Origin of the sequence: Sphingomonas hankookensis (assembly GCF_022664465.1) — a bacterium.
GTDB lineage: Bacteria > Pseudomonadota > Alphaproteobacteria > Sphingomonadales > Sphingomonadaceae > Sphingomonas > Sphingomonas hankookensis.
Window position 1 is genome coordinate 510,245 of the sequence record NZ_JAKREV010000002.1, and the last position, 26,970, is coordinate 537,214.

The 26,970-nt window shown below is 68.2% G+C and carries 26 protein-coding genes; 22 read left to right on the top strand and 4 right to left on the bottom strand.

Translation table 11 applies throughout. The annotated features are described in order from the left end of the window. Window positions 1-19: 19 nt before the first annotated feature. From MF610_RS07810 to MF610_RS07885, 16 genes are all read left to right on the top strand, one after another. Window positions 20-712 (top strand): glutathione binding-like protein, encoded by a 693-nt coding sequence (locus tag MF610_RS07810; RefSeq protein ID WP_242194591.1) that lies wholly within the window; start codon window positions 20-22, stop codon window positions 710-712. A gap of 114 nt (window positions 713-826) precedes the next feature. Next, window positions 827-1,291: an EF-hand domain-containing protein gene (locus MF610_RS07815; protein WP_242194593.1), complete on the top strand. Its 465-nt coding sequence runs from the start codon at window positions 827-829 to the stop codon at window positions 1,289-1,291. Window positions 1,292-1,362: 71 nt separating this feature from the next. Further along, window positions 1,363-2,082 carry a response regulator gene (locus MF610_RS07820; protein WP_242194595.1) on the top strand — a complete coding sequence of 240 codons (720 nt, stop codon included), beginning with the start codon at window positions 1,363-1,365 and terminating at the stop codon, window positions 2,080-2,082. Beyond that, complete coding sequence (locus tag MF610_RS07825) at window positions 2,079-3,437, top strand: sensor histidine kinase (protein WP_242194597.1); 1,359 nt, start codon at window positions 2,079-2,081, stop codon at window positions 3,435-3,437. The genes MF610_RS07820 and MF610_RS07825 overlap by 4 nt, the downstream gene beginning before the upstream one ends. Before the next feature lie 54 nt (window positions 3,438-3,491). Continuing rightward, window positions 3,492-4,187: an endonuclease/exonuclease/phosphatase family protein gene (locus tag MF610_RS07830; RefSeq protein WP_242194599.1), complete on the top strand. Its 696-nt coding sequence runs from the start codon at window positions 3,492-3,494 to the stop codon at window positions 4,185-4,187. After that, the gene (locus tag MF610_RS07835; protein ID WP_242194600.1) at window positions 4,184-6,475 is read left to right on the top strand and encodes a patatin-like protein; all 2,292 of its coding nucleotides are present in this window, start codon (window positions 4,184-4,186) and stop codon (window positions 6,473-6,475) included. The genes MF610_RS07830 and MF610_RS07835 overlap by 4 nt, the downstream gene beginning before the upstream one ends. Window positions 6,476-6,547: 72 nt before the next feature. Then, the gene (locus MF610_RS07840) at window positions 6,548-6,871 is read left to right on the top strand and encodes a LapA family protein (RefSeq protein WP_242194602.1); all 324 of its coding nucleotides are present in this window, start codon (window positions 6,548-6,550) and stop codon (window positions 6,869-6,871) included. Next, window positions 6,868-7,545 carry an orotidine-5'-phosphate decarboxylase gene (gene pyrF / locus MF610_RS07845; protein ID WP_242194604.1) on the top strand — a complete coding sequence of 226 codons (678 nt, stop codon included), beginning with the start codon at window positions 6,868-6,870 and terminating at the stop codon, window positions 7,543-7,545. Before MF610_RS07840 ends, pyrF begins: the two co-directional genes overlap by 4 nt. Before the next feature lie 522 nt (window positions 7,546-8,067). Then, window positions 8,068-8,835, top strand: coding sequence for an SDR family oxidoreductase (locus MF610_RS07850; protein WP_242194606.1), 768 nt, complete (start codon window positions 8,068-8,070; stop codon window positions 8,833-8,835). Next, the gene (locus MF610_RS07855) at window positions 8,832-9,788 is read left to right on the top strand and encodes a glycoside hydrolase family protein (protein WP_242194609.1); all 957 of its coding nucleotides are present in this window, start codon (window positions 8,832-8,834) and stop codon (window positions 9,786-9,788) included. Before MF610_RS07850 ends, MF610_RS07855 begins: the two co-directional genes overlap by 4 nt. 158 nt (window positions 9,789-9,946) lie before the next feature. Next, complete coding sequence (locus tag MF610_RS07860) at window positions 9,947-10,582, top strand: phosphoribosylanthranilate isomerase (protein ID WP_242194611.1); 636 nt, start codon at window positions 9,947-9,949, stop codon at window positions 10,580-10,582. 41 nt (window positions 10,583-10,623) lie between these two features. Then, window positions 10,624-11,853, top strand: a complete 1,230-nt coding sequence (gene trpB / locus MF610_RS07865; protein WP_242194612.1) for a tryptophan synthase subunit beta — start codon at window positions 10,624-10,626, stop codon at window positions 11,851-11,853. A gap of 63 nt (window positions 11,854-11,916) precedes the next feature. Next, on the top strand, window positions 11,917-12,282 hold the full coding sequence (locus MF610_RS07870; RefSeq protein WP_242194615.1) for an endonuclease domain-containing protein: 366 nt from the start codon (window positions 11,917-11,919) through the stop codon (window positions 12,280-12,282). Next, the gene (gene trpA / locus MF610_RS07875) at window positions 12,279-13,079 is read left to right on the top strand and encodes a tryptophan synthase subunit alpha (protein WP_242194617.1); all 801 of its coding nucleotides are present in this window, start codon (window positions 12,279-12,281) and stop codon (window positions 13,077-13,079) included. The genes MF610_RS07870 and trpA overlap by 4 nt, the downstream gene beginning before the upstream one ends. Further along, complete coding sequence (accD, locus tag MF610_RS07880; protein ID WP_242194619.1) at window positions 13,076-13,927, top strand: acetyl-CoA carboxylase, carboxyltransferase subunit beta; 852 nt, start codon at window positions 13,076-13,078, stop codon at window positions 13,925-13,927. Before trpA ends, accD begins: the two co-directional genes overlap by 4 nt. A gap of 146 nt (window positions 13,928-14,073) precedes the next feature. Further along, window positions 14,074-15,378, top strand: coding sequence for a bifunctional folylpolyglutamate synthase/dihydrofolate synthase (locus MF610_RS07885; RefSeq protein WP_242194621.1), 1,305 nt, complete (start codon window positions 14,074-14,076; stop codon window positions 15,376-15,378). A gap of 181 nt (window positions 15,379-15,559) precedes the next feature. Here MF610_RS07885 and MF610_RS07890 read toward each other — a convergent pair whose 3' ends face one another. Both MF610_RS07890 and MF610_RS07895 read right to left on the bottom strand, forming a co-directional pair. Next, window positions 15,560-17,203, bottom strand: coding sequence for an AmpG family muropeptide MFS transporter (locus MF610_RS07890; protein ID WP_242194623.1), 1,644 nt, complete (start codon window positions 17,201-17,203; stop codon window positions 15,560-15,562). Window positions 17,204-17,566: 363 nt separating this feature from the next. Continuing rightward, window positions 17,567-18,001 (bottom strand): response regulator, encoded by a 435-nt coding sequence (locus MF610_RS07895; RefSeq protein ID WP_242194625.1) that lies wholly within the window; start codon window positions 17,999-18,001, stop codon window positions 17,567-17,569. 185 nt (window positions 18,002-18,186) lie between these two features. On the opposite strand from MF610_RS07895, the gene MF610_RS07900 reads away from it, so the two are divergent. Genes MF610_RS07900 through MF610_RS07910 form a run of 3 tightly spaced genes read left to right on the top strand, consistent with a single transcriptional unit; the run spans window position 18,187 to window position 21,477 of the window. Beyond that, entirely contained in the window at window positions 18,187-19,680 is a 1,494-nt protein-coding gene (locus tag MF610_RS07900) for a pseudouridine synthase (RefSeq protein ID WP_242194626.1), read from the top strand. Beyond that, entirely contained in the window at window positions 19,680-20,234 is a 555-nt protein-coding gene (gene rsmD / locus MF610_RS07905; RefSeq protein ID WP_242194627.1) for a 16S rRNA (guanine(966)-N(2))-methyltransferase RsmD, read from the top strand. The genes MF610_RS07900 and rsmD overlap by 1 nt, the downstream gene beginning before the upstream one ends. Window positions 20,235-20,292: 58 nt before the next feature. Next, the gene (locus MF610_RS07910; RefSeq protein ID WP_242194628.1) at window positions 20,293-21,477 is read left to right on the top strand and encodes a GGDEF domain-containing protein; all 1,185 of its coding nucleotides are present in this window, start codon (window positions 20,293-20,295) and stop codon (window positions 21,475-21,477) included. Here MF610_RS07910 and MF610_RS07915 read toward each other — a convergent pair whose 3' ends face one another. Together MF610_RS07915 and MF610_RS07920 are read right to left on the bottom strand one after the other, a co-directional pair. Then, window positions 21,478-22,725 (bottom strand): MFS transporter, encoded by a 1,248-nt coding sequence (locus MF610_RS07915; RefSeq protein WP_242194629.1) that lies wholly within the window; start codon window positions 22,723-22,725, stop codon window positions 21,478-21,480. It abuts the gene before it with no gap. Window positions 22,726-22,935: 210 nt separating this feature from the next. Next, entirely contained in the window at window positions 22,936-23,238 is a 303-nt protein-coding gene (locus tag MF610_RS07920) for a UrcA family protein (RefSeq protein ID WP_242194631.1), read from the bottom strand. 186 nt (window positions 23,239-23,424) lie between these two features. Here MF610_RS07920 and MF610_RS07925 point away from each other — a divergent pair, with 186 nt between their 5' ends. From MF610_RS07925 to MF610_RS07935, 3 genes are all read left to right on the top strand, one after another. After that, window positions 23,425-25,713, top strand: a complete 2,289-nt coding sequence (locus MF610_RS07925; RefSeq protein ID WP_242194633.1) for an ATP-dependent helicase — start codon at window positions 23,425-23,427, stop codon at window positions 25,711-25,713. A 101-nt stretch (window positions 25,714-25,814) separates the two neighbouring features. Then, a complete protein-coding gene (locus tag MF610_RS07930) occupies window positions 25,815-26,003 on the top strand; it encodes a hypothetical protein (protein ID WP_242194635.1) in 189 nt (62 codons plus the stop codon). 75 nt (window positions 26,004-26,078) lie between these two features. Beyond that, on the top strand, window positions 26,079-26,903 hold the full coding sequence (locus MF610_RS07935; protein ID WP_242194636.1) for an alpha/beta fold hydrolase: 825 nt from the start codon (window positions 26,079-26,081) through the stop codon (window positions 26,901-26,903). The last annotated feature ends 67 nt before the right edge of the window (window positions 26,904-26,970 follow it).

Sequence of the window (26,970 nt, forward strand, 5' to 3'; positions counted from 1 at the left end):
ACGCCGATGGAGCCTTCCCATGATCGATCTGCACTACTGGCCAACGCCCAATGGCCACAAGATCACGCTGTTCCTCGAAGAGGCCGGCCTGCCCTACACCATCCATCCGGTGAATATCGGCGCGGGTGAGCAATTCCGGCCCGAATTCCTGGCGATCGCGCCGAACAACCGGATGCCGGCGATCGTCGACCATGATCCGGTCGGTGGCGGCGCACCGCTGTCGATCTTCGAATCCGGGGCGATCCTGCTGTATCTGGCGGAGAAGACCGGGCGCTTCCTGCCCGCCGACCTGCCCGGGCGCTACGATGCGATCCAGTGGCTGATGTGGCAGATGGGTGGGCTGGGTCCGATGGCTGGGCAGAACCATCATTTCAACAACTATGCGCCCGAGAAGATTCCGTATGCGCAGGACCGCTATCTCCGCGAAACCGCGCGGTTGTACGGGGTGCTCGACAAGCGGCTGGCCGACCGGGCGTTCGTCGCGGGCGACTATTCGATCGCCGACATGGCGGCCTATCCCTGGATCGTGCCGCACGAGGCGCAGGGGCAGAAGCTGGAGGATTTCCCGAACGTAAAGCGCTGGTTTGACGACATCGCCGCGCGCCCGGCGACGATCGCGGCCTATGCCAAGGGCAAGGCGGTGAGCGACGGCAGCCAGGCAATGACCGAGGAACAACGCCGCGTGCTGTTCGGGACGCCGGCCAAGGAATGATCTGCGACAAATAGCGACAAAGACGGCGGCCGCGCGACAAAGGCTGGCGACAATTGGCGGCGACAAGGGCGCATCCTCAACCGGGGGTGCGCCCCTGTCCCGAAAGGTACGTCCATGCGTTCGTTGATCGCCGCCGCCTCGCTTGCCGGTATCGCCCTGCCCGGCGTCGTTTCCGCTCAGACCCAGGCGCCTGCGCCCAAGCCGATGGCCGACGGCGTGCTGACCCGCGAAGAGGCGCTGGCCCGCGCCGACAAGCGCTTCGACAAGCTTGACACCGATCGCGACGGCAAGATCAGCGCGGCCGAGCGCAGCGCGATGACCGCGCGTCCGCCGCAGGGTGACGACGACGCGATGCCCGGCCGGGGTGGTCGCGGTGGCCGTGGTGGCGGCGGCGGGCGGATGCTGGAGCGTGCCGATACGAACAGGGACGGCGTCGTCACCCGCGATGAGTATCGCGCGGTCGCGAGCGCCATGTTCGACCGGCAGGACGCGAACAAGGACGGCCGGATCGACGCCGCCGAACGCCAGCAGTGGCGCGAGCAGCGCATGAACCGTCGCGGTCAGCAACAGGCCGACTGACCGCTTGGCGGAGGGTGTCCGCCACCCTCCGGCATTGCCCTTATCCCATGGGTCCGCCTAGCATGTCCGACATGGCCGATATCCCCCATTTGCTGCTGGTCGACGACGAACGATCGATCCGCGAACCGCTTGCCCAATATCTGACCCGTCAGGGGTTCCGCGTGACGCAGGCGGGCGATGCGGAAGGGGCGCGGGCGCGGCTGAACGCCTATGCGATCGACCTTGCCATCCTCGACATCATGATGCCGGGCGAGGACGGGCTGTCGCTGTGCCGCCATATCCGCGAGACGAGCGAGACGCCGGTCATCCTGCTGACCGCGCGGACCGAGGAAACCGATCGCATCGTCGGGCTGGAGATGGGTGCCGACGATTACGTCGTGAAGCCGTTCTCACCGCGCGAACTGGCGGCGCGGGTCAAGGTCGTGCTGCGCCGAACCGCGGGCGGCGCGGTACGGCAGCATGCGCCCGAGGCCGGGTCGTTCGCCTTTTCCGGATGGGTGCTCAGGACCGGCGAGCGCGCGCTGGTCGACCGCGAGGGCGTATCGGTGCCGCTGTCGACCGGCGAATACAACCTGCTCCACGCGCTGGTGACGCGGCCGCGACAGGTGCTGACGCGCGACCAGTTGCTCGACCTGACGCAGGGGCGCGAGGCGGCGGCATTCGACCGGGCGATCGACAATCAGGTCAGCCGGCTGCGCAAGAAGATCGAGACCGACGTGCGCAACCCGGAGATCATCAAGACGGTGTGGGGCGGCGGCTATACGCTGGCGACGGAAGTCACCCGCCTGTGAGGCGGCTATGGCCGACCAGCCTGCCGGGACAGATCGCGCTGCTGGTGGCGGTGGCGCTGTTCGTGGCGCAGGCGCTGAATTTCGGGCTGCTGCTGCGCGAGCGTCGCGCGTTCCGCTTCGCCGAGATCACCTTGCCCGCAGTCACCCGGCTGATCGATGCCGCCGAGCGCCGGGTCCCGCGCGCCGGGCAACCGGGCGTGCCCCTACGCGATCGGATGCGTGGCGTCCGGCTGGTGACCGACCGCGTGCCGACGATGCGCGGTGACCCCGAAACCGATGTCGAGAGCGCGATCCGATCTGGCTTTGCCGAGGCGGGCATCCCGGTCGGGCGGATCGCGGCGCATATCCGGCCGATCGACGAAGAGGAAATCCGCGCGCGCGGAGTCGGTGGGCGGCGGGCCGAACGACTGCGGCGGATGGGCGCGGTGCTGGACAGCGCGGTCGAGCTGCCGGGGCGCGGCTGGCTGGTGTCGCACACGCCGTGGCCGATGGCCGAACGCGGGCTGTTGTGGCAGTCGCTGGCGCAGACCTTCATCCTCTATGTCATCGTGCTGCTGCCGGTGCTGTGGATCGGGCGGCGGATCGCCAAGCCGCTAAGGCGGCTGGCCGGCGCGGCACGGGCATTCCACCCGGCGCGCCCCCTGCCCGCGATCGAGCCGCAGGGGCCACAGGACGTACGGCTGCTGATCGCCGCGTTCACCGACCTGGGGCAGCGGGTGAATGCGATGGTCGATGAGAAGGACCGGATGCTGGGCGCGATCGGCCACGACCTGCGCACGCCGCTGGCGGCGCTCCGCGTGCGGATCGAGTCGGTCGAGGACGATACCGACCGCGCGCGCATGGCCGAGACGATCGACGAGATGAACGCGACGCTGGACGATATTTTGTCGCTGGCACGACTGGGGCGGCCGAGCGAGCCGGCGACCGATGTCGACGTGGCGGCGCTGGTCGATGCGGTGGTCGAGGATTTCCGCGACCTCGGCCATGACGTCGATTTCGTCGAGGCGGCCCGGGTGCCGTTGCACCTGCGGCAGAATTTGATGCGACGGGCGGTGCGCAACCTGATCGAGAATGCGATCAAATATGGCGGCGGCAGCGCCGAAGTACGGATCGAGACGGGGCTGCAGGCGGTGGCGATCACCGTCGCCGATCGCGGCCCCGGCATTCCGCCCGACCGGATGGAATTGGTATTCGATCCGTTCACCCGGCTGGAAACGTCGCGGAACCGGGGTACCGGGGGGATCGGGCTGGGCCTCGCGCTGGCGCGCGCGATCGTGCGCGATGCCGGGGGCGAAATCCTGCTGGCGAACCGCGACGGCGGCGGGCTGAACGCGACGATCCGGTTGTTGCGTTGACGCCGGAGCCGCCAGCGAAACGAAACCGCGCTGCCCGGCGTTGAGCGACGAGCGATGATCAAGGTAGCCAGCTACAATATGCGCAAAGCGATCGGGACCGATCGCCGCCGCATGCCCGAACGCACGCTGGAGGTGCTGCGCGAGGTCGATGCCGATATCGTCGCGTTGCAGGAATGCGACCGCCGGCTGGGTGAGCGCGCGGGGGTGATTCCGCTGCACATGCTGGACGAACACAGCCCGTGGATGGCGGTGCCGGTCGCGATCCGGGCGCAGTCGATGGGGTGGCATGGCAACGCACTGCTGGTGCGCAAGGACGCGGTGGTCAGCGCCGAACGGCGGATCGAGATACCCGCGCTGGAGCCGCGCGGCGCGGTGCGTGCCGATATCGCGGTGAAGGGCGTGACGCTGCGGGTGGTCGGCATGCACCTTGACCTGTCCGGGCTGTGGCGGCGCAAGCAGGCGCATGCGATCCTGCACGAGGTCGATGGCTGTACCCCCGCGCTGCCGAGCGTGTTGATGGGCGATCTGAACGAATGGACGCCGCGGTCGGGATGCCTGCGCGACTTCGCACGGACGCACAGCTTTGCCGAGACGGGGCCGAGCTTCCATGCGCGGCATCCGGTCGGGCGGCTCGACCGGATCATGGTGTCTGGCGGGCTGCGCATCGTCGATGCCGGCACCCACCACAGCGCGGCGGCGCGCAAGGCGTCGGACCACCTGCCGATCTGGGCGACGATCGAGCCGGCATGAGCGAGACGCCGCTGCACGAACGCGAACTGCGCCTCGCCCTTGTCTGCTACGGCGGGATCAGCCTCGCGGTCTATATGCACGGGCTGGTCAAGGAAGTGTGGCACATCGCCCGCGCCAGCCGGGCGGTGCAGGACGAAGGGCGGCCGTTGACGGGCAGCGCCGGCGTGTATCAGGCGATGCTGGCCGATCTGTCCGACCTGACCGGTATCCGGTTGCGCGTGCTGGTCGATATCGTCGCGGGGGCGAGCGCGGGCGGGATCAACGGCGTGTTCCTGGGCCATGCCGTCGCGACCGGCCAGTCGCTGGACCCGCTGACCGAATTGTGGCTGAAGGGCGCGGATATCGAGGCGCTGATCGATCCGGCACAGGCGCCGGCCAGCGCGCTGTCGCGCCCCTGGGCGCGGCCGATCGCGTGGATGGCGCTGGGCCGCGAGGGCGAGGATGCGTCGAGCGTCGATATCGCCGCGCGTGACGAGCTGCGCGCCAAGCTCGACCGGTTCGTGCGGGCGCGGTGGTTCGAGCCGCCGTTCGGCGGGCGGGCGATGGTCGACATGCTGCTGAACGCGTTCGAGGCGATGGCGGCGGGGCCGGTAGGGCCGCGGCTGTTGCCGCCGGGACAGCCGCTCGACCTGTTCGTCACCGTTACCGACTTTGCCGGCCATCCCGAGCTGCTGCGGCTCAATTCGCCCAAGGAGGTGGTCGAGACCGAACATCGCATCGTCATCGGCTTTTCCGACCATGGCGACGGGCCGCTGGCCGATCCGGCCGAACTGGTATTCGCAGCGCGGGCGACCTCGAGCTTTCCCGGCGCGTTTCCGCCGTTCCGCGTGGGCGAGCTGGATGCGGCGCTAAAGGATCGCGGGACCGAGTGGCCGGGGCGCGAGGCGTTCCTGCGGCGGGTGCTGCCGCGACAGGCGGCGGTGGGGATGGTGGAGCAAGCGGCGCTGATCGACGGATCGGTGCTGGCCAACGCCCCGTTCCGCCCGGCGATCGATGCGCTCCGCGAACGCCCGGCGCGGCGGCAGATCGACCGGCGCTTCGTCTATCTCGATCCCGCGCCCAACCATAAATTCGGCATCGGCACCGCCGCCGACGGGCCACCGAGCTTTTTCCAGACGATCCTCGGCGCGCTGTCCGAACTGCCGCGCAAGCAGCCGATCCGCGACAATCTCGACGCGATCCAGCGGCGATCGGAGCGAATCGAGCGGATGCTGGCGATCGTCGAGAAGCTGCGCGCCGGGGTGGAGGCCGAGGTCGAGCAGCTGTTCGGCTATACGCTGTTCCTCGACTGGCCCACGCCCGCGCGACTGGCCGGGTGGCGGCGGCGGGCGCAGGTGCAGGCGGCGAAGCGCGCGGGCTATGGCCACGCCGCGTACGGGCTGCTGAAGGTCGATCAGGTGCTCGATCGGCTGGCGGAGCGGGTCGCGTCGTTGGCCGATGACCCCTCCCCCGACCGGCGGCGGCGGTTGCGTGCGGGGTTCGCGGCAATCGTGGTCGAACGGGGCGCCGACCGGTTCGACGGCGACGGCGCGTCGGACGCGGCGATCGACTTCCTGCGCACCCACGATCTCACCTTTCGCATCCGGCGGCTGCGGTTGCTGGTGCGGACGGTGTCGGCGATGGAGCCCGAACAGGATGCGGCGACGCTGGCCCCGGTGCGCGAGGCGATCTTCGCCAGCCTGACCCCCTATCTGGCGTGTGAGCGGGCCGACCGGTTCGGCGCGGTGCGGGTGCTGGCGGACGACAAGCGCGCCGATCCGGACGCACTGCTGGCAGCGATGGGGCAGGCGATGGACCTGACGCGGCTGGATGGCGAGACCGACGAGCGGCTGTCGGCGGCGCTGGCGGCGGCCCCGCGCGACGTCCGGCGGCCGGTGCTGCTCGCCTATCTCGGCTTTCCGTTCTTCGACATCGCAACGCTGCCGCTGCTGGGCGGCGAAGGGCTGGACGAGTTCGATCCGGTGCGGGTCGACCGGATCGCGCCCGACGACGCGCCGTCGATCCGGTCGGGGGGTGCCGAGGCGACGTTGAAGGGCATCCGCTTCAACAATTTCGGGGCGTTCTTCAGCCGGTCGTACCGCGAGAATGACTATCTGTGGGGGCGACTGCACGGGGCGGAGCGGATGATCGACATCGCGGTGTCGACGCTGCCCCCGGAGGTGCGCCTGCCGCCCGGATGGATCACCAGGCACAAGCGGGCGGCGTTCCGCGCGATCCTCGATGAGGAGCAGGACCGGCTGACGACGATCCAGCCGTTGTTCGCGGAGTTGCGTGGCGAGATCGGGTAGGTCGCCGCTATTGGAAATTTCCAACCGACCGGCGTAAGGATGGGCTGAGAACCACGACGAAGGCGCGACCCCATGCAGTTCCTGAAAACCCTGTTCTGGGCCTTGCTGGTCGGGGTCATGGTCGCCTTCGCGCTGAACAACATGACGATGGTGCCGCTGAAGCTGTGGGGGTCGCTCTATGCCGATGTGAACCTGCCGCTGCTGCTGGTCGTCACCTTCCTTGCCGGATTCCTGCCGACGTTCGTCGCGCTGCACCTGACGCGCTGGCGGTTGCGGCAGCGGATCGCGGCGACCGACCGGACATTGGCCGACCTGCACCGCGCCGACCCGCCGATCAGCCTGCCCGCCGACCCCGCGCCGATCCCGGCGCAGGCGGTACCGGGAGCGGTGCTATGAGCCGGTCGCCGATCTATGTTGCGATCGATACCCCCGATCTGGAGCGGGCCAAGGCGCTGGCGCAGGCGGTGCGCGGGCATGTCGGCGGACTGAAGCTGGGCCTTGAGTTCTTCATGGCCAATGGCCGGGCGGGCGTTCGGACGATGGCCGATCTGGGGCTGCCGATCTTCCTCGACCTGAAATTCCACGACATCCCCAATACGGTGGCGAAGGCGATCCAGGCGCTGGGTCCGCTCGATCCCGCGATCCTGACGGTCCATGCCGCCGGGGGCCGGGCGATGCTGGAGGATGCCAAGGCGGCGGCACCGGTGGGGACGAAAGTCGTTGCGGTGACGATGCTGACGAGCCTCGACGCGCACGACCTGTCGTCGATCGGCCTGACCCCCGACCCGCACGAACAGGTGGTGCGACTGACCGAACTGGCCAAGAGCGCCGGGATCGACGGCGTGGTGTGTTCGGGCGCAGAGGTCGCGGCGGCCAAGAAGGCGTGGCCGCAGGGGTATTTCGTGGTGCCCGGCGTGCGGCCGGCGGACGGGGTGGCGGGCGACCAGAAGCGGGTGGTGACGCCGCGCGCCGCGCTGGATGCCGGGGCGTCGGTGCTGGTGATCGGGCGGCCGATCACGCAGGCGGAGGATCCGGATCAGGCGGCTAGGGCGATTGAGGCTACTTTATAGAAGCGCCGGGGACGCGCCGGGCAAGGTCGAGCGAAGCTCGACCGAGCCGCACTAGGCGCGTCCGGCCGGCGGCGCGCAAAGCGCCGACCGACGACGCGGGCTTTGCCCGTGGCGGGGCCTGCTCGCGAGGCATAACTATCCTGCTCGCCTGAGTAGCCGCTGAGCTTGTCGAAGCGGCGTATCGAAGGACCGCCAAGGGTCCTTCGATACGAGCCTTCGACAAGCTCAGTGTCTACTCGGCACGAAAGGTTTGGTTTTGGTCAGGATCGCCCGTTATAACCAAACTATTGTAATAAAGTGGTCTTTTGCCGCGCCACGTTCAAAGTTCACTAAGTTCACACTCGCCACGTTTTCGCGCACACGCCGCAGCGCTCCTGCCCGCAACCCTGTCAAAGACCCTGCCGCCCGGACGCACGACCATCGCGGCCACCCTGCCCGAACGTCCGTTTGTAGGAAAGTCGTTCCACCCCTGAACCAACGCTTCCGCCCGACGTTGCTGGAACGATCAGCCATGGAGGGATGATGGACAGGCGGACAGTGTTCGTGACCGGCGGTGAATCGGGCATCGGTGCGGCGTGCGCGGCGGCGTTCGGGGCGATCGGCGACCGGGTGGCGATCGGCCATCATTCGGATACGGCGGCGGCCGACGCCAGCGCGGCGGCGGTGCGTAGCGCCGGTGGCGAGGCGATGACGGTGCAAGCCGATGTCGCCGACGAAGCGTCGGTCGAGGCCGCCTTTGCCGCGGTCGAACAGGCATGGGGACCGGCGAGCGTGCTGGTCAATTCGGCGGGGCTGAACATGTCGGGCGTGAGCGTGCGCGACATGACGCTGGACCAGTGGCGGCGGCTGATCGACACCGACCTGACCGGCGCGTTCCTGACGTCGCGGCGGTTCCTGACCGGGCGCGGCACGGCGGCGGCCGACGCGGCGATCCTGCATATCTCGTCGATCCACGCCTATGCCGTGCGCGCGGGCGGTGCCGATTATTGCGCGGCGAAGGGCGGGCTGTCGAATCTGGTCGAGACGCTGGCGATCGAGGAAGCGCCGCGCCGGATTCGGGTGAATGCGATCGAACCCGGCATGATCCTGACGCCGATGAATGCGAAGGCGAGCGCCGATCCGACCTATCGCGCCACGCTGGAGCGCAATATTCCGCTGGGGCGTGCGGGCGAGGCGGCGGAGGTCGCCGACCTCGCGGTGTTCCTCGCGTCGGACAAGGCGCGGTATATCACCGGGGCGCGGATCGTGATCGATGGCGGGCTGTCGCTGATGCAGGCGCTGGGCGCATGATCGACGCTGCATCGCCGATCGCCGATCCGCATCGCAAGGACGCGGTGGCCGACAACCCGATCGCGCTGGATTTCAACGTCAAGCGGATCGAGCGGGTGACGATCGAGGGGCCGCCTGCCCTCATGGCCCGCGACCTGATGAGTCCGTATGTGTGGCGGGAGCCGGACGGACGGTACGCGATAATGGTGCGCGCGGTCTTGCCGCCGGGGCAGGAACTGACCGATACCGGCGTGATCTGGGCCGGGTGGAGCGACGACGGACGGCATTTCCGGATGCTGGATGCGCCGTCGATCGTGCCGGGGCCGGGCGATCACGATGCGGGCGGAGTCGAGGACCCGACGGTGGTCCGGACCGACGAGGGCTATGTCGTCTATTATTCGGGCGTGCTGGCGGATCATTCGCATGGCGAGCTGTCCTATGCGTCCGGGCCGTCGCTCGACCGGCTGGAGAAGAGCGGGGTCGCGCTGGCGTCGTCCAAGTCGGAGGGCAATACCAAGGAGGCGACGGTCGATCGCACTCCCGATGGCGGGTGGCGGCTGTTCTACGAATATGCCGCCGACGAGGCGTCGCGGATCGGGCTGGCGGTCGGAGCGGACGTGGCGGGGCCATGGCACGAGCAGCCGACGCCGCTCGCCCCGCGCGAGGACAGCTGGGACGACTGGCATCTGTCGACCGGGCCGCTGCTGACCGACGATCCGGCGCGGCCGGTGATGTTCTACAACGGCGCGACGCGCGATGCGCGGTGGCGGATCGGGTGGGTCGCGTTCGATGCCGATTATACCCGGGTCGTCGCGCGTGGGATCGAACCGCTGGTGACGCCGCCGCCGGTCGATGACCGGAGTGCTACCGATATTGCGTTTGCGGCGTCGGTGGTCGTCGTCGATGGGGCGATCTGGTTGTACTATTCGCTGGAGGACCGGCGGTTGGCGCGGGCGTTGATCCGGCGGAGTTGACGTTCCCTTCGTCACTCCCGCGCAGGCGGGAGTCCATATACGCCGGTGTAGCGGATCGAGCCGTGACGTTGGCGTGTATGGATTCCCGCCTGCGCGGGAATGACGAATGTGGCGAGCGTCCGGTTCTCATCACACCCGCAACCCTCTACAGCCCGCCCATGACCCTCATCAAGATTTGTGGCCTGTCGACCCCCGAAACGCTCGCGGCCGCGCTGGCGGCGGGGGCGAGTCATGTCGGGTTCGTGTTCTTTGCCCCCTCCCCGCGCAACGTCGGGTTCGATGTCGCGGCGGGGCTGGCGCAGATGGTGCCGGACGGCCGGGCGAAGGTCGGGGTGTTCGTCGATCCCGACGATGCGCTGCTGGATGCGGCGATGGCGGCGGCGCGGCTGGACGTGGTGCAGTTGCACAAGACCGCGCCCGAACGGGTGGCGGCGATCCGCGCGCGGACGGGGCGGGAGACGTGGGGCGCGGTCGCGGTGAAGACGCGGGCCGACCTCGATGGCGCACGGGCATTGGCGGGCGCGGCGGACCGGGTGCTGTACGATGCGAAGACCCCATCGGGGGCGGCGCTGCCCGGGGGCATGGGGCTGCGGTTCGACTGGGGGCTGCTCGACGGGTTTCGCCATCCCCTCCCCTGGGCGCTGTCGGGCGGGCTGGATGCGGGGAACGTCGCGGAGGCGATACGGGTGACGCGCGCGCCACTGGTCGACATATCTTCGGGGGTCGAGAGCACGCCGGGTGTGAAGGACGTCGCGAAGATCGCCGCCTTCTGTGCGGCGGTACGGAGCGCCTGACGCCTCGACACGGGCGCGCGTGCGCCGTAACGAGCGACCCTATGAACGCCCCCAACAGCTATCGCGCCCAGCCCGACGACCGCGGGCATTTCGGCGATTTCGGCGGCCGCTATGTCGCGGAAACGCTGATGCCGCTGATCCTCGACCTCGACCGCGAATATAAGGCGGCGAAGGCCGACCCGGCGTTCGCGGCGCAGTTCGACGATCTGATGACGCATTATGTCGGACGGCCGAGCCCGCTCTATCATGCCGAGCGGCTGTCGGAGATGCTGCGCGCGTCGGCCGAACCCGGCATGGGCGCGCAGGTATGGTTCAAGCGCGACGAACTGAACCATACCGGGGCGCACAAGATCAACAACTGCATCGGCCAGATCCTGCTGGCGATCCGCATGGGCAAGACGCGGATCATCGCCGAGACGGGCGCGGGGCAGCATGGCGTGGCGACGGCCGCGGTGTGCGCGCGCTTCGGCCTGCCCTGCGTCATCTATATGGGTGCCAAGGACGTCGAGCGGCAGCAGCCCAACGTGTTTCGCATGAAGCTGCTGGGTGCCGAAGTGCGGCCGGTGACGAGCGGCGCGGCGACGCTGTCGGACGCGATGAACGAGGGGCTGCGCGACTGGGTCGCGAACGTGCACGACACCTTCTACATCATCGGTACGGCGGCAGGCCCGCATCCGTACCCGGAGCTGGTGCGCGATTTCCAGAGCATCATCGGCCGCGAGGCGCGCGCGCAGATGCTGGAGCGCACCGGCCGCCTGCCCGACCTGCTGGTCGCGGCGATCGGCGGGGGATCGAACGCGATCGGGCTGTTCCACCCGTTCCTCGACGATGCGGACGTCGCGATGCTGGGCGTCGAGGCGGCCGGGCACGGGCTGGACAAGGACCATGCCGCGTCGCTGGCGGGTGGCTTCCCCGGTATCCTGCACGGCAACAAGACGTACCTGCTGCAGGACGAGGACGGGCAGATCGCCGAAGGGCATTCGATCTCGGCCGGGCTGGACTATCCGGGGATCGGGCCGGAACATGCGTGGCTGCGCGATATCGGGCGGGTCGAATATGACAGCGCGACCGATACCGATGCGCTGGATGCGTTCCAGCTGTTGTGCCGGAGCGAGGGGATTATCCCCGCGCTGGAGCCGGCGCATGCGATTGCCGCCGTGGCGCGGCGGGCGAAGACGATGCGGTCCGATCAGATCATTCTGGCGAACCTTTGCGGGCGTGGGGACAAGGATATCTTCACCGTGGCCAGCGCGCTGGGGGTTTCGATTTAAGGCCAAAAAGTCCTCTCCCCTTCAGGGGAGGGAGTTGGGAGAGGGGCAGTGCGAGACGCTGGTTTGACCGAGCGAGCCAAGGCAGCGCGCAAGGCACCTACTCCGGCGGAACAGCGGCTGTGGCTCGCGCTCCGGGCCGAGCGGTTCGCTGGCGTGAAGTTTCGGCGGCAGAAGGTGATCGGGCGCTATATGGCGGACGTTGCGTCGAATGCGCCGAAGCTGGTGATCGAAGTGGATGGGCATCTGCACGGGACTACCGCCGAGTATGATGCCGCACGCACCGCCTATTTGACCATGCAGGGCTATCGGGTAGTGCGGTTCACGAACGCTGACGTAATGCATAATTTGGAAGGCGTGTTGCGCTTGTTGGACGGTTTTGTGACTCATCCCCTCTCCCAACCCTCTCCCCTGAAGGGGAGAGGGCTTTGACTCGGCTTGCTGCTGCGTTCGGCAAGGGCCGCCCCGCGCTCGTTTGTTTCGTGACGGCCGGTGATCCGACCCCTGACGCTACGCCCGCCATTCTCGACGCGCTGGTCGCGGGCGGGGCGGATGTGATCGAACTGGGGATGCCGTTCACCGATCCGATGGCGGACGGCCCGGCGATACAGTCGGCGAATATCCGTTCGCTCGCCGCCGGGACGCGTACCGCCGATGTGCTGCGCATCGCCACCGAGTTTCGCGCGCGCCACCCGAACGTGCCGCTGGTGCTGATGGGCTATGCCAACCCGATGGTGCGGCGCGGAGCCGAATGGTTCGCGCAAGGCTGTGCGGCGGCCGGGGTCGACGGCGTGATCTGCGTCGACATTCCGCCCGAGGAGGACGACGCGCTCGGCGTGCAGCTGCGCGAACAGGGGATCGCCGCGATCCGGCTGGCGACGCCGACGACCGATGCGGCGCGTCTGCCGACCGTGCTCGAAGGGGCCGGCGGGTTCCTCTACTACGTCTCGGTCGCGGGAATCACCGGCAAGCAGCAGGCGGTGCAGGCGTCGATCGACGAGGCCGTCGCGCGGTTGAAGGCGGCGACCGCCCTGCCGATCGCGGTCGGTTTCGGCGTACGCACGCCCGAGCAGGCGGCGAACATCGCCCGCGTGGCGGACGGCGTCGTCGTGGGCTCTGCGATCGTCGAGATCGTCGCGCAGTATGGCGCGGCTGCGGCCGAACCGGTCAGAACCTATATCGAAAGCCTTGCCGCAGCGATCGCCGCGGCGCCAAAGGAACCCGCATGAGCTGGCTCAACCGCGTCCGTAACGCCCTCCCCTTCGTCGCGCGCAAGGAAACGCCCGACCATCTCTGGCACAAGTGCAAGGGGTGCGGGCAGATGATCTTCACCAGGGAATGGGAAGAGAACCTCCACGTCTGCCCGAAATGCGACCATCACGGGCGCATCGGGCCGAAGGAGCGGTTCCAGCAGCTGTTCGACGCGGGCAGCGTCGACATCCTGCCCAACCCGAAGGTCGCCGAAGACCCGCTGAAATTCCGCGACAGCAAGAAATATGTCGACCGGTTGAAGGCGGCGCGGACCGATACCGGTGAGCAGGACGCGTATCAGAACGCCTATGGCACGATCGACGGGCGCGGCTGCGTCGTCGGCGTGCAGAATTTCGCGTTCATGGGCGGGTCGATGGGCCAGTTCGTGGGCGAGGCGTTCATCGCAGGCGTCGAGGCGGCGATCGCGCGCGGCGTGCCGTACATCGTCTTCACCGCCAGCGGCGGCGCGCGTATGCAAGAGGGTATCCTCAGCCTGATGCAGATGCCGCGCACCACCGTCGCGATCGAGATGCTGCACGATGCCGGGCTACCCTATCTGGTGGTGCTGACCGACCCGACGTCGGGCGGGGTGATGGCGGCCTATGCGATGCTGGGCGACGTGCAGATCGCCGAGCCGAAGGCGACGCTGGCGTTTACCGGGCGGCGCGTGATCGAGAGCACGATCCGTGAGAAGCTGCCCGACGATTTCCAGACGTCGGAATATTACCGCGACCACGGGTTGATCGACCGCGTGACGCATCGCCGCGATCTGCCGGGTGAGCTGGCGCAGCTGATCGAGTTTCTGGGGCGCAAGGAAGCGGCTTGAGCGCCTAGGTCCTCCCTATATCATGGGGGACGGGGACCAGCCGCAGGCTGGTGGAGGGGGATCGCCGCAAGCGGAGCGTCTGGGGCATCGCCCCTCCACCACCGCTTCGCGACGGTCCCCCTCCCCATGCAATGGGGAGGATTTGCGTGCCTGATTTCGCTGTTTCGACCGATCCTGCCGTGCAGGCGCAACTCGACCGGCTGGTGACGTTGTCGCCCGGCGCCGACGTGCTGGGACTCGACCGGATCACGCGGCTGCTGTCGCGGCTGGGCGATCCGCAGCTGCGCCTGCCACCGGTGTTCCATGTCGCGGGCACCAACGGCAAGGGGTCGACCTGTGCCTATCTGCGCGCGGCGCTGGAGACGGCGGGCCTGCGGGTGCATGTCTATGCCAGCCCGCATCTGGTGCGGTTCAACGAACGTATCCGGCTGGCGGGAACACTGATCGACGATACCGCGCTTGCCGGTCTGCTGGCCGAAGTGCTGGACGTCGCCGAGGGGATCGGGGCGAGCTTTTTCGAGATCACGACGGCGGCGGCGTTCCTGGCGTTCGCGCGGACGCCGGCCGATGCGTGCGTGGTCGAGGTGGGACTTGGCGGGCGGCTGGATGCGACCAACGTGTTGCCGGCGCCGGTAGCGTGCGGGATCGCGGCGCTGGGGTTCGATCACGAGGCGTTTCTGGGGTCGTCGCTGATCGGGATCGCCGCCGAGAAAGCGGGAATCGCCAAGCCGGGCGTGCCGATCGCCACCCTCGCCTACCCGTCCGAAATTGCCGACCGGGTAGCGGAAACGGTGGCGGCGGCGGGCGGTGTGGCGGTTGCGCGCGGGGCAGCTTGGGAGATGGTCGACGGGCAATACCGCGATGCGCGGGGGGCCATCGACCTGCCCGCACCGGCGCTTGCGGGTGAGCATCAGCGCGACAATCTGGCGTTGGCCACCGCGATGCTGCGGCACCAGTCGGCGGTGACGGTGCCCGACGCGGCGATCGTCGCCGGGGCGCGGACGGCGCAGTGGCCGGCGCGGATGCAGCGGCTGCGCAGCGGCGGGCCGCTGACCGGGCGGGTCGATCCGCGCCACGGGGTGTGGCTGGACGGTGCGCATAACGAGTCGGCAGCGATCGAGGTCGCGAAGGGCTGGCCGCCGATCAGCCGGGGCGAACGATCGGCGCTGGTGCTGGGGATGCTGGCGAACAAGGATGCCGGCGCGGTGCTGTCGCATCTGGCGCAGGTGGTCGACCATCTCGTCGCGGTGCCGGTGCCGGGGCATGCGCATCATGCGCCGGGGGAACTGGCGAGGGTGGCGCGGGGGTTGGGGTTGACCGCCGATGTGGCGACCGATCCGGCGGCGGCGCTCGACCTGCTGGCACGGTCGGAGCCGGAAGCGGTGTTGATTGCTGGGTCGTTGTATCTCGCCGGGACGGTGCTGGCGGCGAATGAAGAGGTGCCGGTTTAGTTTTGATTCACGCAAAGACGCGGAGATGTTGTGGAGCGGGCAAGCGCCACTTGTCCGGCGAAGCCTTTTCTTCGGGTCGGCCGCGATAGGAGGGCCGCTATCGCGGCAAGCGCACCATCTCTGCGCCTCCGCGTCTCTGTGCGAACCAATTCCTTCCTTTTCCTTCGCGCCTTCGCGTGAATCAATCTTCCTTCACCGCCCGCGCCAGTTCGCGCTTCCACCGCACCCATTCGAGCAACACGAACACCACCGCGACCAAGCCCAACGCCGCGGTGAAGCGGAATACCGGGGCATAGCCCATCTGCTCCACCGCTTCGCCAAGCCCGGCGCGGCCGAGCGAGCCGACGAGCAGCGTCAGCGACGACAGCAGGGCATATTGGACCGCGCTATATTCCTTGCTGGCGATCGAGGAGAGATAGGCGACGAACGCCGCGCCGGCCAAGCCGCCGGCGATGTTCTCGCCCGAGATCGCGACCATCAGCCGCACCATCCGTGCATCGACGCCCAGACCGTGCAGCCCGAGCGTGCCCGCCACCGCGTCGATCACCGGCGCCCCGGCGGCCAGGTCGGCGTAGAGCAGGTTGCTGGCCGCAGCGACGATCGCACCGATCAGCAGCGTCGGCATCCGCCCGAGTGTCGCGAACGAGATGCCGCCGAGCGACACGCCGAGGATCGTCATGCCGACGCCGAAGATCTTCGACGCGAATGCGACCTCGTCATTGGTGTACTTCAGTTCTTCGAGATAAAAGGGATAGGCGAACGGCCCCCAGATCGAATCGCACAGGCGGTAGCTGAGGATCAGCCCCAGCACGATCACCACGCCAAACCCCAGCCGCCCGACCAGTTCGGCCATCGGCAGGATCAGCGCGCGATAGCCATGTTCGATGAAGCCCGGCGCACGGTCGGCTTCGGGCGCGTCCCAGCCATAATATTGTGCGTCGAGCGTGCGGCGATTGAGCCATGCCGCGACCAGTGCGGGCACGACGACGGTCGCAATTACGATCCACGGGCCGGTCAGCCGGGTGAAGTCGCCGACGCTGGGCGGCGTCTCGCCCACCGGCGTGCCCAGCACCCGCGCCATGAACGCGGCGATGGTCAGGATCGCCCAGCCCCAGCACAGCCCGACGATGATCAGGCCGGTGCGCTTGTCGCGGGTGCTGGGTCCGGGGATGGCGACGTCGCTTTGCTGGACGGCGGGGCGCGGCGTATCGGGGGCGAGCAGCGTGACCAGCAGCAGCAGCGCCATCGCGGCGCCCATGATCGCATAGACCGTCTGCCACCCGATCCGCGCCGCCAACACCAGCGCCAGCGCGCCGCCGATCAGCGTCGCGATGCGATAGCCCAGCTGATAGATCGACGAGAGGATGCCGAGGGTCGCGCGATCGTCGGCGACGTCGATCCGCCACGCGTCGATCACCACGTCCTGCGTCGCGGCGGCGAACGCGCCGATGACGGCGACCAGCGCGAACCAGCCGATCGCGACCGCCGGGTCGCTGATCGCCAGCAGCAGGAACGTGGCAGCCAGCACCGCTTGGCACAGCAGCAGCCACGACCGGCGGCGGCCGAAGCGTTCGAGCAGCGGCAGGCGCATGCGGTCGACCAAGGGCGACCACAGGAACTTGAAGGCATAGACCAAGCCGATCCACGACAGCAGGCCGATGGTGGCAAGGTTGATCTTCGCTTCGCCGAGCCACGCGTTCAGCGTGCCGAGCAGCAAGGTGAAGGGCAGCCCCGCCGCCAGACCGAAGGCGAGCATCGCGCCGGTCTTGCGATTGTTCAGCCCCATGCGGATCAGCGCCAGCCCCTTGGGCGCGGCTTCGGTCATTCAAGTCCTCCCGGAAGGGGCGCGACCGTAGAAGGGGTTGGCGGTGGCGGCAAGGTGGGGTCGGTTTTGGCCTCACGGCCCTCCCCGTTGGGTTCGAGCAGCTTCGAGCCTGTCGAGAAGCGTCCGTCGAGAACGTTGGGTCGTTGGAAGGAGGAAGATTCGTTCTCACGCGGAGGCGCGACGGACGAGGGTTTATTCGTGCAGAGGCGCAAAGGCCGCAAAGAGGTTGCGCGCCGGGCCGGCGTTACCTGTCCGGCGTGAAAACGACTCTTCTTTCCCACCACAGACGGCGCGTTCTCGACGGGCGCTTCTCGACAGGCTCGAAGCTGCTCGAACCAACGGGTGGGTTAGGAGGGTTGACCCTTACGCCGCCGTGCGGAACAGGTTGAAGCCGCTCGGCAACCTGCGCGGCAGTTTCGCGCCGCCGATCACCGCGCCGATCGCGTCGATCGCGCTTAGCAGGTCCTTTTGCGGATAGGGCTTGGTCAGGCACCCGGCGGCAAAGATCTGCGCGTCCTGCGGACAGCTGCCGGTGACCAGCAGCACCGGCACGCCGCGTTCGTGTGCGCAGCGGGCGACGTCGAGGCCACTGCCGTCCGACAGGTTGATGTCGACCAGCACGAGGTCGAGCTCCATGCCGCCCTCCAGCGTCGCGCAGGCCCCGGCGACGGTGTCGACGGTCGCCGCGATCTCGAACCCGGCGGTGCCGAGGAAATGTTCGGTGTCGAACGCGACCAGCGGCTCGTCCTCGACGACCAGGATTCGGTTGATGTGTCGCTTCTTGCGCCCGAACAACATGACCCCACTCGCTTTCCACCGGGATGCAACCAGCTTATACGAAGCCTCAAACTCGCGAAGGCGATGAAGGAACCGCTTCGGCTGAAACTTTAATCGCGTCGCCGCAAACGGATACGCACATCATCGTTACTCCTCCCGAATCACCCGACGAATCCCCCCGCGAAGGCCAGCGCATCGCCAAGCTGATGGCGCGCGCCGGGGTAGCGTCGCGCCGCGATGTCGAACGCATGATCACCGCCGGCCGGGTCGCGCTGAACGGTGTCGTCCTCGAAACGCCCGCGACGATCCTGCCGAACCTGAAGGGCGTGACCGTCGACGGCGCGCCCGTCGCCGCGCCCGAACCGACGCGCTTGTTCCGGTTCCACAAGCCGGCCGGCACGCTGACCGCCGAGCGCGACGGCGCCGGGCGGCCGACGATCTACGACCGGTTGCCCACGGATCTGCCGCGGCTGATTCCGGTCGGGCGGCTCGACCTGAATACCGAGGGGTTGTTGCTGATGACCACCGACGGCGAGTTCAAGCGCCGTCTGGAACTGCCCGCGACCGGGGTCGAGCGGACCTATCGCGCGCGTGCTTACGGCGAGATCAGCCAGCAACAGCTCGAAGACCTGATGCTGGGCATCGAGATCGAGGGCGTGCGCTATGGCCCAATCAATGCCAACCTCGAACGGCGCACGGGAACCAATACCTGGATCGAGATGACGTTGACCGAAGGCAAGAACCGCGAGGTTCGCCGGGTACTCGAACATCTGGGGCTGAAGGTCTCGCGCCTGATCCGCACGCGCTATGGCCCGTTCAACCTGCTCGACCTGCCCGAGGGCGAGGTGGAGGAAATCCGGCAGCACGAACTGGTCGCGTTCCGCAAGACGCTGACCAACAAGCCGACCAGCAAGGCGGCGCCCGAGGGGGCCGATCCGGCGGCGCTGAAGGCGTGGCGGCGCGCGACGCCGCTGCCGCGGCCCGAACCGGTGGCGAACGAAGGCCGCTTCGGCGACGAACGCCGCCCGCGGACCGAGCGGGACGGCCAGCGTTCGGGGTTCAGCGGACGCCGCCCCGATCGCGACGCGCCGCAGGGTGGCGAACATCGTAGCTTCGGTGCGCGACCGCAGGGTGCGACGGAGCGCGGCGGCTTCGGTGCGCGGCCGCAGGGGTCGGGCGAACGCAGCGGGTTCGGCGCGCGACCACAGGGCGATGCGCGCCGCGTCGGACCGCGCACCCATGCGACCGAGCGGCCGGTCGAACGGCGCGAGGGGTTCGATCCGCTGGTGCAGGCGGGGCAGACGCCGGCCGAACGTCGCCAGCCCGGGCTGGGCGACCGCCGCGCCTATGGCGATCGTCCGGCGACCGGCGACAATCCGCGTGCGCGCCGGGCAGCGGCGCATGCCGAGCGGCCGGGCTATGACGGCGTCGCGCGCGTGCCCCGCAAGCCACGCGAGGCTGCACCACAGGACGGCCGTCCCGACGGACGCCGCCCCCGCACCGCCGAACCGCAACCGGCCCGGCCGCCACGCGGGCCGGTCGATCGCCGCATGACGCAGGAGGAGGCCGCCGACGCCGACCGGGCGAGCTTCGTCGAACGGCCCAAGCGCAAGCCCGCCGGCTGGGCAAAGGCCGCCCCCTCCCCCCGTCCGACCAAGGGCAAGCCCAAGGGCGGACGTCCGGGCGGAGGCAAGCGCTGATGCGGGTGATTTCGGGCCAGTGGCGCGGACGGCCGATCGTCGCGCCGAAGGGTGATGCGACCCGCCCCACCGCCGATCGCACGCGCGAGGCGCTGTTTTCGATGCTGGCCAGCCGGGTCGGCAGCTTCGACGGACTGGCCGTCGCCGATCTGTTCGCCGGATCGGGTGCGCTGGGGATCCAGGCATTGTCGCGCGGCGCGGCGACATGCCTGTTCGTCGAGCAGGATCGCGCCGCGCTGGACGCATTGCGTGCCAATCTGGCCAAGCTCAACGCGGCGGGCGGCGACGTGCGCGCGACGTCGGTACTGGCATTGGGCCCAGCGCCGAAGCCGCTCGACCTGGTGATGATGGACCCGCCTTATGGCAGCGGCGCCGGGGCAGTCGCGGCGGACAAGCTGGCGCGGCTGGGCTGGATCGGTCCGGCGACGTGGGTCAGCATCGAAACCGCGAAGGCGGAGGCACTCGACCTGCCGCAGTTCACGGTCGATGCCGAGCGCGTCTATGGCAAGGCGAAGGTCACGTTGCTGCGACTGGCCGAATCTGCCGACCGTTAACGGTTTTCCGCGCAAAGGCTGCTACGACGATCGCAGAACTGCGTAGCGGAACCCGAGGATGGATAGCGCGGTATATGCCCTGATCGTCAACGCCTGCGTCGCCGGGCTGTTCGCGGTCACGTTCGCGATCATTCGCCTGTCCTATCCGGGCCAGGGCGCGGCGACGTGTCTGGCCACCGCCTATCTGGTCGGTGCGATCACGCCGCTCAGCGAACTGGGCATCCTGCTGACCCCGTTCACCACGGCGTGCATGATCCTGAGCTATGCGTCGTTGCTGACGTGCATCGCCTTGCTGGCGCTGGGACTGCGGCCCCTGTCCGGATTGCCGCGACCGTGGCGGCCGGTGATCGCGCTGCTCGTGGCCGGCGCGGTGTTGCGCGCCGCGATCTGGTACGGACCGCGCAACGCGCTGTGGTACGAACTGCTCTATCAGCTGCCGTTCGTCGCCGGGTCGGCGATGGCGACGTTCTTCGCGATCGACGCGGTGCGGCGGCGGCGTGGCCCGTTGTGGCTGGCGTTGGCGGTCGCGCTGGGGCTGACGACGGCGCATTTCGTGGTGAAGCCGTTCTTCGCCGCGACCTTCGGATCGGGCAGTTCGGCGCAGACCTATGCCGCCAGCAGCTATGCGCTGTTTTCGCAGGCGACCGGCGGCGTGCTGATGGTGATGACCGGGTTGCTGATCCTGTTGCTGGTCGTGCAGTCGGCGATGGGCCGCACGATCGCCGAATCCGAAACCGATCCGCTGACCCGCGTCGCCAACCGTCGCGGGTTCGAACGTCGGGCAATGCCGATGGTGCGACAGGCGTTCACCGAACGCGAGCCGCTGGCCGCGATCCTGTTCGACCTCGACCATTTCAAGCGGGTCAACGACAATTACGGCCATGCGACCGGCGATGCGGTGCTGCGCGCCTTTGCGATGCTGCTGGTCGACCGGTTGCCACCATCGGCCGTGATCGCAAGGCTGGGCGGCGAGGAGTTCGTGGCGCTGCTCGACCGCACCACGTTGCGGGGCGCATGGCTGGCGGCGCAATCGGTACGGGCGACCTTGCCGACGATGGGCAGCCACCTGCCGCCGATCACGGTCAGCGCCGGGCTGGCCGCGCTGGTGCCGGGCGACACGCTGATCGACCTGATCGACCGGGCCGACCAGTGCGCCTATGACGCCAAGCGGCAAGGGCGCAACCGCATCTGCCCGGTGCCCGACCCGCTGATGGCCGACCAGCCGCTCGTCCGCGCGGGGTGATCAGTCGCGCCGCGGCACCAGCAGCAGTCCGACGATGCTCGCAACCCCCGCCGCGCCCAGCACGCCGCCGACCGCGGCAAGGCCATGCGACACCGACAATGCCTGCGCGATGCTGGGGGTCAGCCCGCCACCGATCACGCCGCCGATGTTGAACCCCATCGACGCGCCGGTATAGCGCACCCGCGCGGGGAACAGCGCGGGCAACCATGCGCCGAGCGGTCCGTAGACGAACCCCATCATCAGCAGCGCGAACGACAGCCACGCACCAATCACGAACAGGCTGCCCGCCCCGACCATCGGCCCGAGCAGCACACCGGCCAGCACGACGCCGACGCACCCGCCGGACAGCACCCGTGCCGGGGTCGAGCGGTCCGACAGCCAGCCGGCGAGCGCGATGCCCAGCGCCATGAACAGGATCGCCACCAGCTGCGTCTGGAGGAACGCGCTGCGACTATAGCCGAGCGTGGTGGTGCCGTAGCCGAGGACGAAGGTGGTCGCGATATAATAGAGCGCGAAACAGGCGACGACGCCGAACGTCCCCGCCAGCGTTGCGCGCAAATGACCGCGCGCGAGTTCGGCCAGCGGCACCGCCGCCGGTGCCTCACGCTCCAGCGCCGCGGCAAACGCCGGCGTCTCGTGCAGCTTTACCCGCACCCAGAGGCCCAAACCGACTAGCACCACGCTGAACAGGAACGGCAGGCGCCAGCCCCATGCGACGAAGTCCGCTTCGGACAGCGTCAGGCCGAGCAGCAGGAACAGCCCGTTGGCGGCGATGAAGCCGACCGGCGCGCCCAGCTGCGGCACCATGCCGAACCGTCCACGCCAGCCCGGCGGGGCATTCTCGACCGCCAGCAACGCCGCCCCGCCCCATTCGCCGCCCAGCCCCAGCCCCTGCGCGAACCGCAGCACGCACAGCAGCAGCGGCGCGAACCAGCCGATCTGGGCATAGGTCGGCAGGAATGCGATCAGCAACGTCGATCCGCCCATCAGCATCAGCGAGGCGACCAGCGTCGACTTGCGCCCCAGCCGGTCGCCGAAATGCCCGAACACTGCCGCGCCCAGCGGCCGGGCGATGAAGGCGAGACCGATCGAGAGATAGCTCGCCATCAGCTGCGCCGATGCGCTGCCCGACGGAAAGAACAGCGGCCCGAAGACGAGGGTCGCGGCAGTTGCATAGATATAGAAGTCGTAGAATTCGACCGACGTGCCGATCAGACTGGCGATCAGGATACGGCGATGCGCGCGCATGGGATGGGGGGTGTGCATATTGCCCCGACTAGCGTCGTGACGGTCTGGGGCAAGAAGCTTTCACGCTGAGCGGGCGTGGCGCAACTATTGCGTGGACAGCCGCCATCGTCATTCCCGCGGAGGCGGGAATCCATATGCGCTGACGTCTCGATTGATCCGCAGCGTCGGCGCATATGGACTCCCGCCTTCGCGGGAGTGATGAAGCTTGGTTCAACGCGCGCTGGCGACCGCCACCGGGGTCAGCTGCGCCATGCGCACCTGCGCGTCGCTGCGCATTTCATTGCGGCAGCGGCGTTCGTCGTTCAGGCGACGCAGACCCATAATGCGCGACTGGCAGGCGTGGAGCGCGGCGCGGTCGATGCGCGCGTCGAGAATGCGGCGGCCCTCGACCGAGGCAAGGTTCAGCCCGGCATAAGACACGCGCACCGATACGGGCTCGCGCTCCTCGGCATGGGCAACGGACGACAGGCAAGCGGCGGCGGACGCCGCGAGGGCGATGAAACGGATGGTCATGGGTGCTCCTGCGAATACGGTGCCCGTCGCGGCAGCGGTCGCCCAAGGTGGCGCCGCCGTCCACCGGCAGCCGCGCGATAGCCCGGCTATGTTGCATCGCAACGAAGGTAGAGTGGCAAATTGATGACGGTTGAGAAACGAAATCCTTGCTTGTCGCTGTACGGTTCGTTCCCTACCTGTTCGACGATGTCCTCGATTACGCCGCCCGCCCCGACCCCCGCCGACCCGCCCTATCTTCGCGGCCTGAACGAGCCGCAACGCGATGCGGTGCTGACGACCGACGGTCCGGTGCTGGTGCTGGCGGGGGCGGGTACCGGCAAGACCGCCGCACTGACCGCGCGGCTGGCGCACCTGCTCTACACGCGCAAGGCCTATCCGTCCGAGATCCTGTCGGTGACCTTCACCAACAAGGCGGCGAGGGAAATGCGCGAGCGGGTCGGGCGGCTGGTCGGCGATCTGGTCGAAGGGATGCCGTGGCTCGGCACGTTCCACGCGATCGGCGCCAAGATGCTGCGACGGCATGCCGAGCTGGTCGGGTTGCAGTCGAACTTTACCATTCTCGACACCGACGATCAGTTGCGGCTGCTCAAGCAGCTGATCGTCGCTGCCGACTTGGACGAAAAGCGCTGGCCGGCGCGCAGCCTGGCGGGGCTGATCGACGGGTGGAAGAACAAGGGCATGGTCCCGGCCGATGTCGATGCCGGCGAGAGCGAGCGTTTCGCCAACGGGCGCGGCGGCGAACTGTACCAGCAATATCAGGACCGGTTGAAGGCGGTGAACGCCTGCGACTTCGGCGATCTGCTGTTGCACGTCCTGACGATCCTGCGCACCGACCGCGACGTGCTGGCGCAATATCAGCAGCGCTTCCGCTACATCATGGTCGACGAATATCAGGACACCAACAGCGTCCAGTATCTGTGGCTGCGGCTGCTGGCGCAGGAGCGGCGCAACCTGTGCTGCGTCGGCGACGACGACCAGTCGATCTATTCGTGGCGCGGCGCGCAGGTCGAAAATATCCTGCGGTTCGAGCGTGATTTTCCGGGTGCGAAGATCATCAAGCTCGAACAGAATTACCGGTCGACGCCGCACATCCTCGGCGCGGCGTCGGGTGTCATCGCGCATAATGGCGGGCGGCTGGGCAAGACGCTGTGGACCGAAACCGATGTCGGCGAGAAGGTCCGCGTCATCGGCGTGTGGGACGGCCCCGAAGAAGCGCGCCGCGTCGGCGAGACGATCGAACGCGGGCAGCGTGACGGCAAGAATCTCGACAATTTCGCCATCCTGGTGCGCGCGCAGCATCAGACGCGCGAGTTCGAGGAACGCTTCATCGGCATCGGCATGCCGTATCGCATCGTCGGCGGCTTCCGCTTCTATGAACGTGCCGAAATCCGCGATGCGCTGGCCTATCTGCGCGTCGTCAACCAGCCGGCCGACGATCTGGCGTTCGAACGGATCGTCAACGTACCGAAGCGGGGCCTGGGCGACAAGGCGGTGCAGACCGTCCACCGCTTCGCGCGGGCGACCGGCAGTTCGCTGATGACCGCCGCCGCGCGTATCCTTGACACCGATGAGCTGACCGGGGCGGCGCGCAAGTCGCTGGGGCGGCTGGTCGGCGATTTCGCACGGTGGCGCGACATGGCGCAGAGCTTGCCGCACGCCGAGCTGGCGCGGCAGCTGCTCGACGAGAGCGGCTATACCGCGATGTATCAGGCGGAAAAGACCGCCGAAGCCGCGGGCCGGCTGGAGAATCTGACCGAACTCGTCCGCGCGATGGAAGAATATGAGTCGCTCGGCGCGTTCCTCGAACACGTCAGCCTTGTGATGGACAACGAGGCGTCGGCGGAGGAGCCCAAGGTCACGATCATGACCATCCACGCCGCCAAGGGGCTGGAATTCGACACGGTGTTCTGCGTCGGATGGGAGGAAGGGTTGTTCCCGTCGCAGCGGTCGCTCGACGAGGGCGGCACCGCGTCGCTGGAGGAGGAGCGCCGCCTCGCCTATGTCGCAATCACGCGGGCGCGGCGGATGGCGGTGGTACTCCATGCCGCGAACCGGCGCATCTATGGCCAGTGGAATTCGTCGCTGCCCTCGCGCTTCGTCGGCGAATTGCCGGACGAGCATATCGAGAGCGAGACGACGATGTCGGGCGGCGAAAGCCTGTGGCGCGCAAACTGGAGCGAGCGCGCTGACCCGTTCGCCGACGTCGCGCGCGGCACCGGGCGCGGACCGGGCTGGCAGCGGGCGGCATCGCAAGGATCGGGCTTCACCCCCACCCCGTCGCGCGTGGTCGAGGCGCGGACGAGCGCGATCAGCCTGGGCAACAAGGGACGCAGCGACCTGTCGAAGGGGCAGCGGGTGTTCCACCAGAAGTTCGGATACGGCACGATCGAGACGATCGAAGGCAACAAGCTGGAAGTATCGTTCGAAACCGCCGGGCAGAAACGGGTGCTCGATAGTTTCGTGACGCCGGGATGATGGATGAAGCCATCCTGAACGACCGTTAATCTGGATCAAAGACGCCCATACTTCAGTACGTTATTCTTGGTCCGCCGGGTACAGACGTACAGGGAGGCCATATGTCGACTACCGACAATATCGATTATTACCGCCGTCGTCTGAACGAGGCGGAGCAGCGCGCCGAACAGGCCGAACTGCCCGAAGTGCGTCGGGTGCATCGCGAAATGGCGGAACGCTATACCGCGATCCTGCGCGACGTCGAACGCGGGGCGGGCCGGCCGGTGCTGGGAATCGTGCCGCGCAACTGACGGTGCGGTGTACGACAGGCAACCGCGCCGCGCCTCACTCGTTTGGGCCAAGCATTTCCAGACGAGGATTCCGCAATGCCCTATGTAAAGACCCGTGACGGCACCAGCCTGTTCGTGAAGGATTGGGGACAGGGTCGCCCGGTGATCCTGATCCATGGCTGGCCGCTGTCGGCCGACAGCTGGGACCCGCAGGCGATGGCGCTGGCCGACGCCGGCTATCGCGTGATCGCCTATGATCGGCGCGGCTTCGGGCGGTCGGACCAGCCGTGGTCGGGCTATGATTACAACACGCTGTCGGACGATCTGGCCGATGTGATGCAGGAAACCGGCGTCACCGACGATGCCGCGCTGATCGGCTTCTCGATGGGTGGCGGCGAAGTCGCCCGCTACATGTCGCGCCATGGCGGCAAGGGCGTGACCCGCGCGGGCTTCATCGGATCGGTCGTGCCGTACATGCTCCAGACCGACGACAATCCCGATGGCGTGCCGCAGGACCAGCTTCAGGAGATCGCCGATAACATCAAGGCGGATCGCCCGAAATTCTTCCGCACCTTCTTCGACCAGTTCTACGGCGTCGGCTTCATCACCAGCCCGGTGAGCGAGGAAGTGTTGGACCTGTCGTGGAACACCGCGATGATGGCGGGGCTCAAGCCAACACTGGCGTGCGCGGAATCGTTCGGGACGACCGATTTCCGTCCCGACCTGCCGTCGATCACCGTACCCACGCTGATCATCCACGGCACGTCGGACCAGACCGTGCCGATCGACGCGACCGGCCGCGCGCTGGCCAAGGCGCTGCCGAATGCAACCTTCATCGAATATGACGGCGCGCCCCACGGGTTGTTCGCGACGGAAAGCGACCGGTTGACCGAGGACCTGCTGACGTTCCTCGGCCGGTAGGCATCGCCCGTTCCTCCGTCATTCCCGCGCAGGGGGGAATCCATAGGCGCCACGGTCGTGATCGACC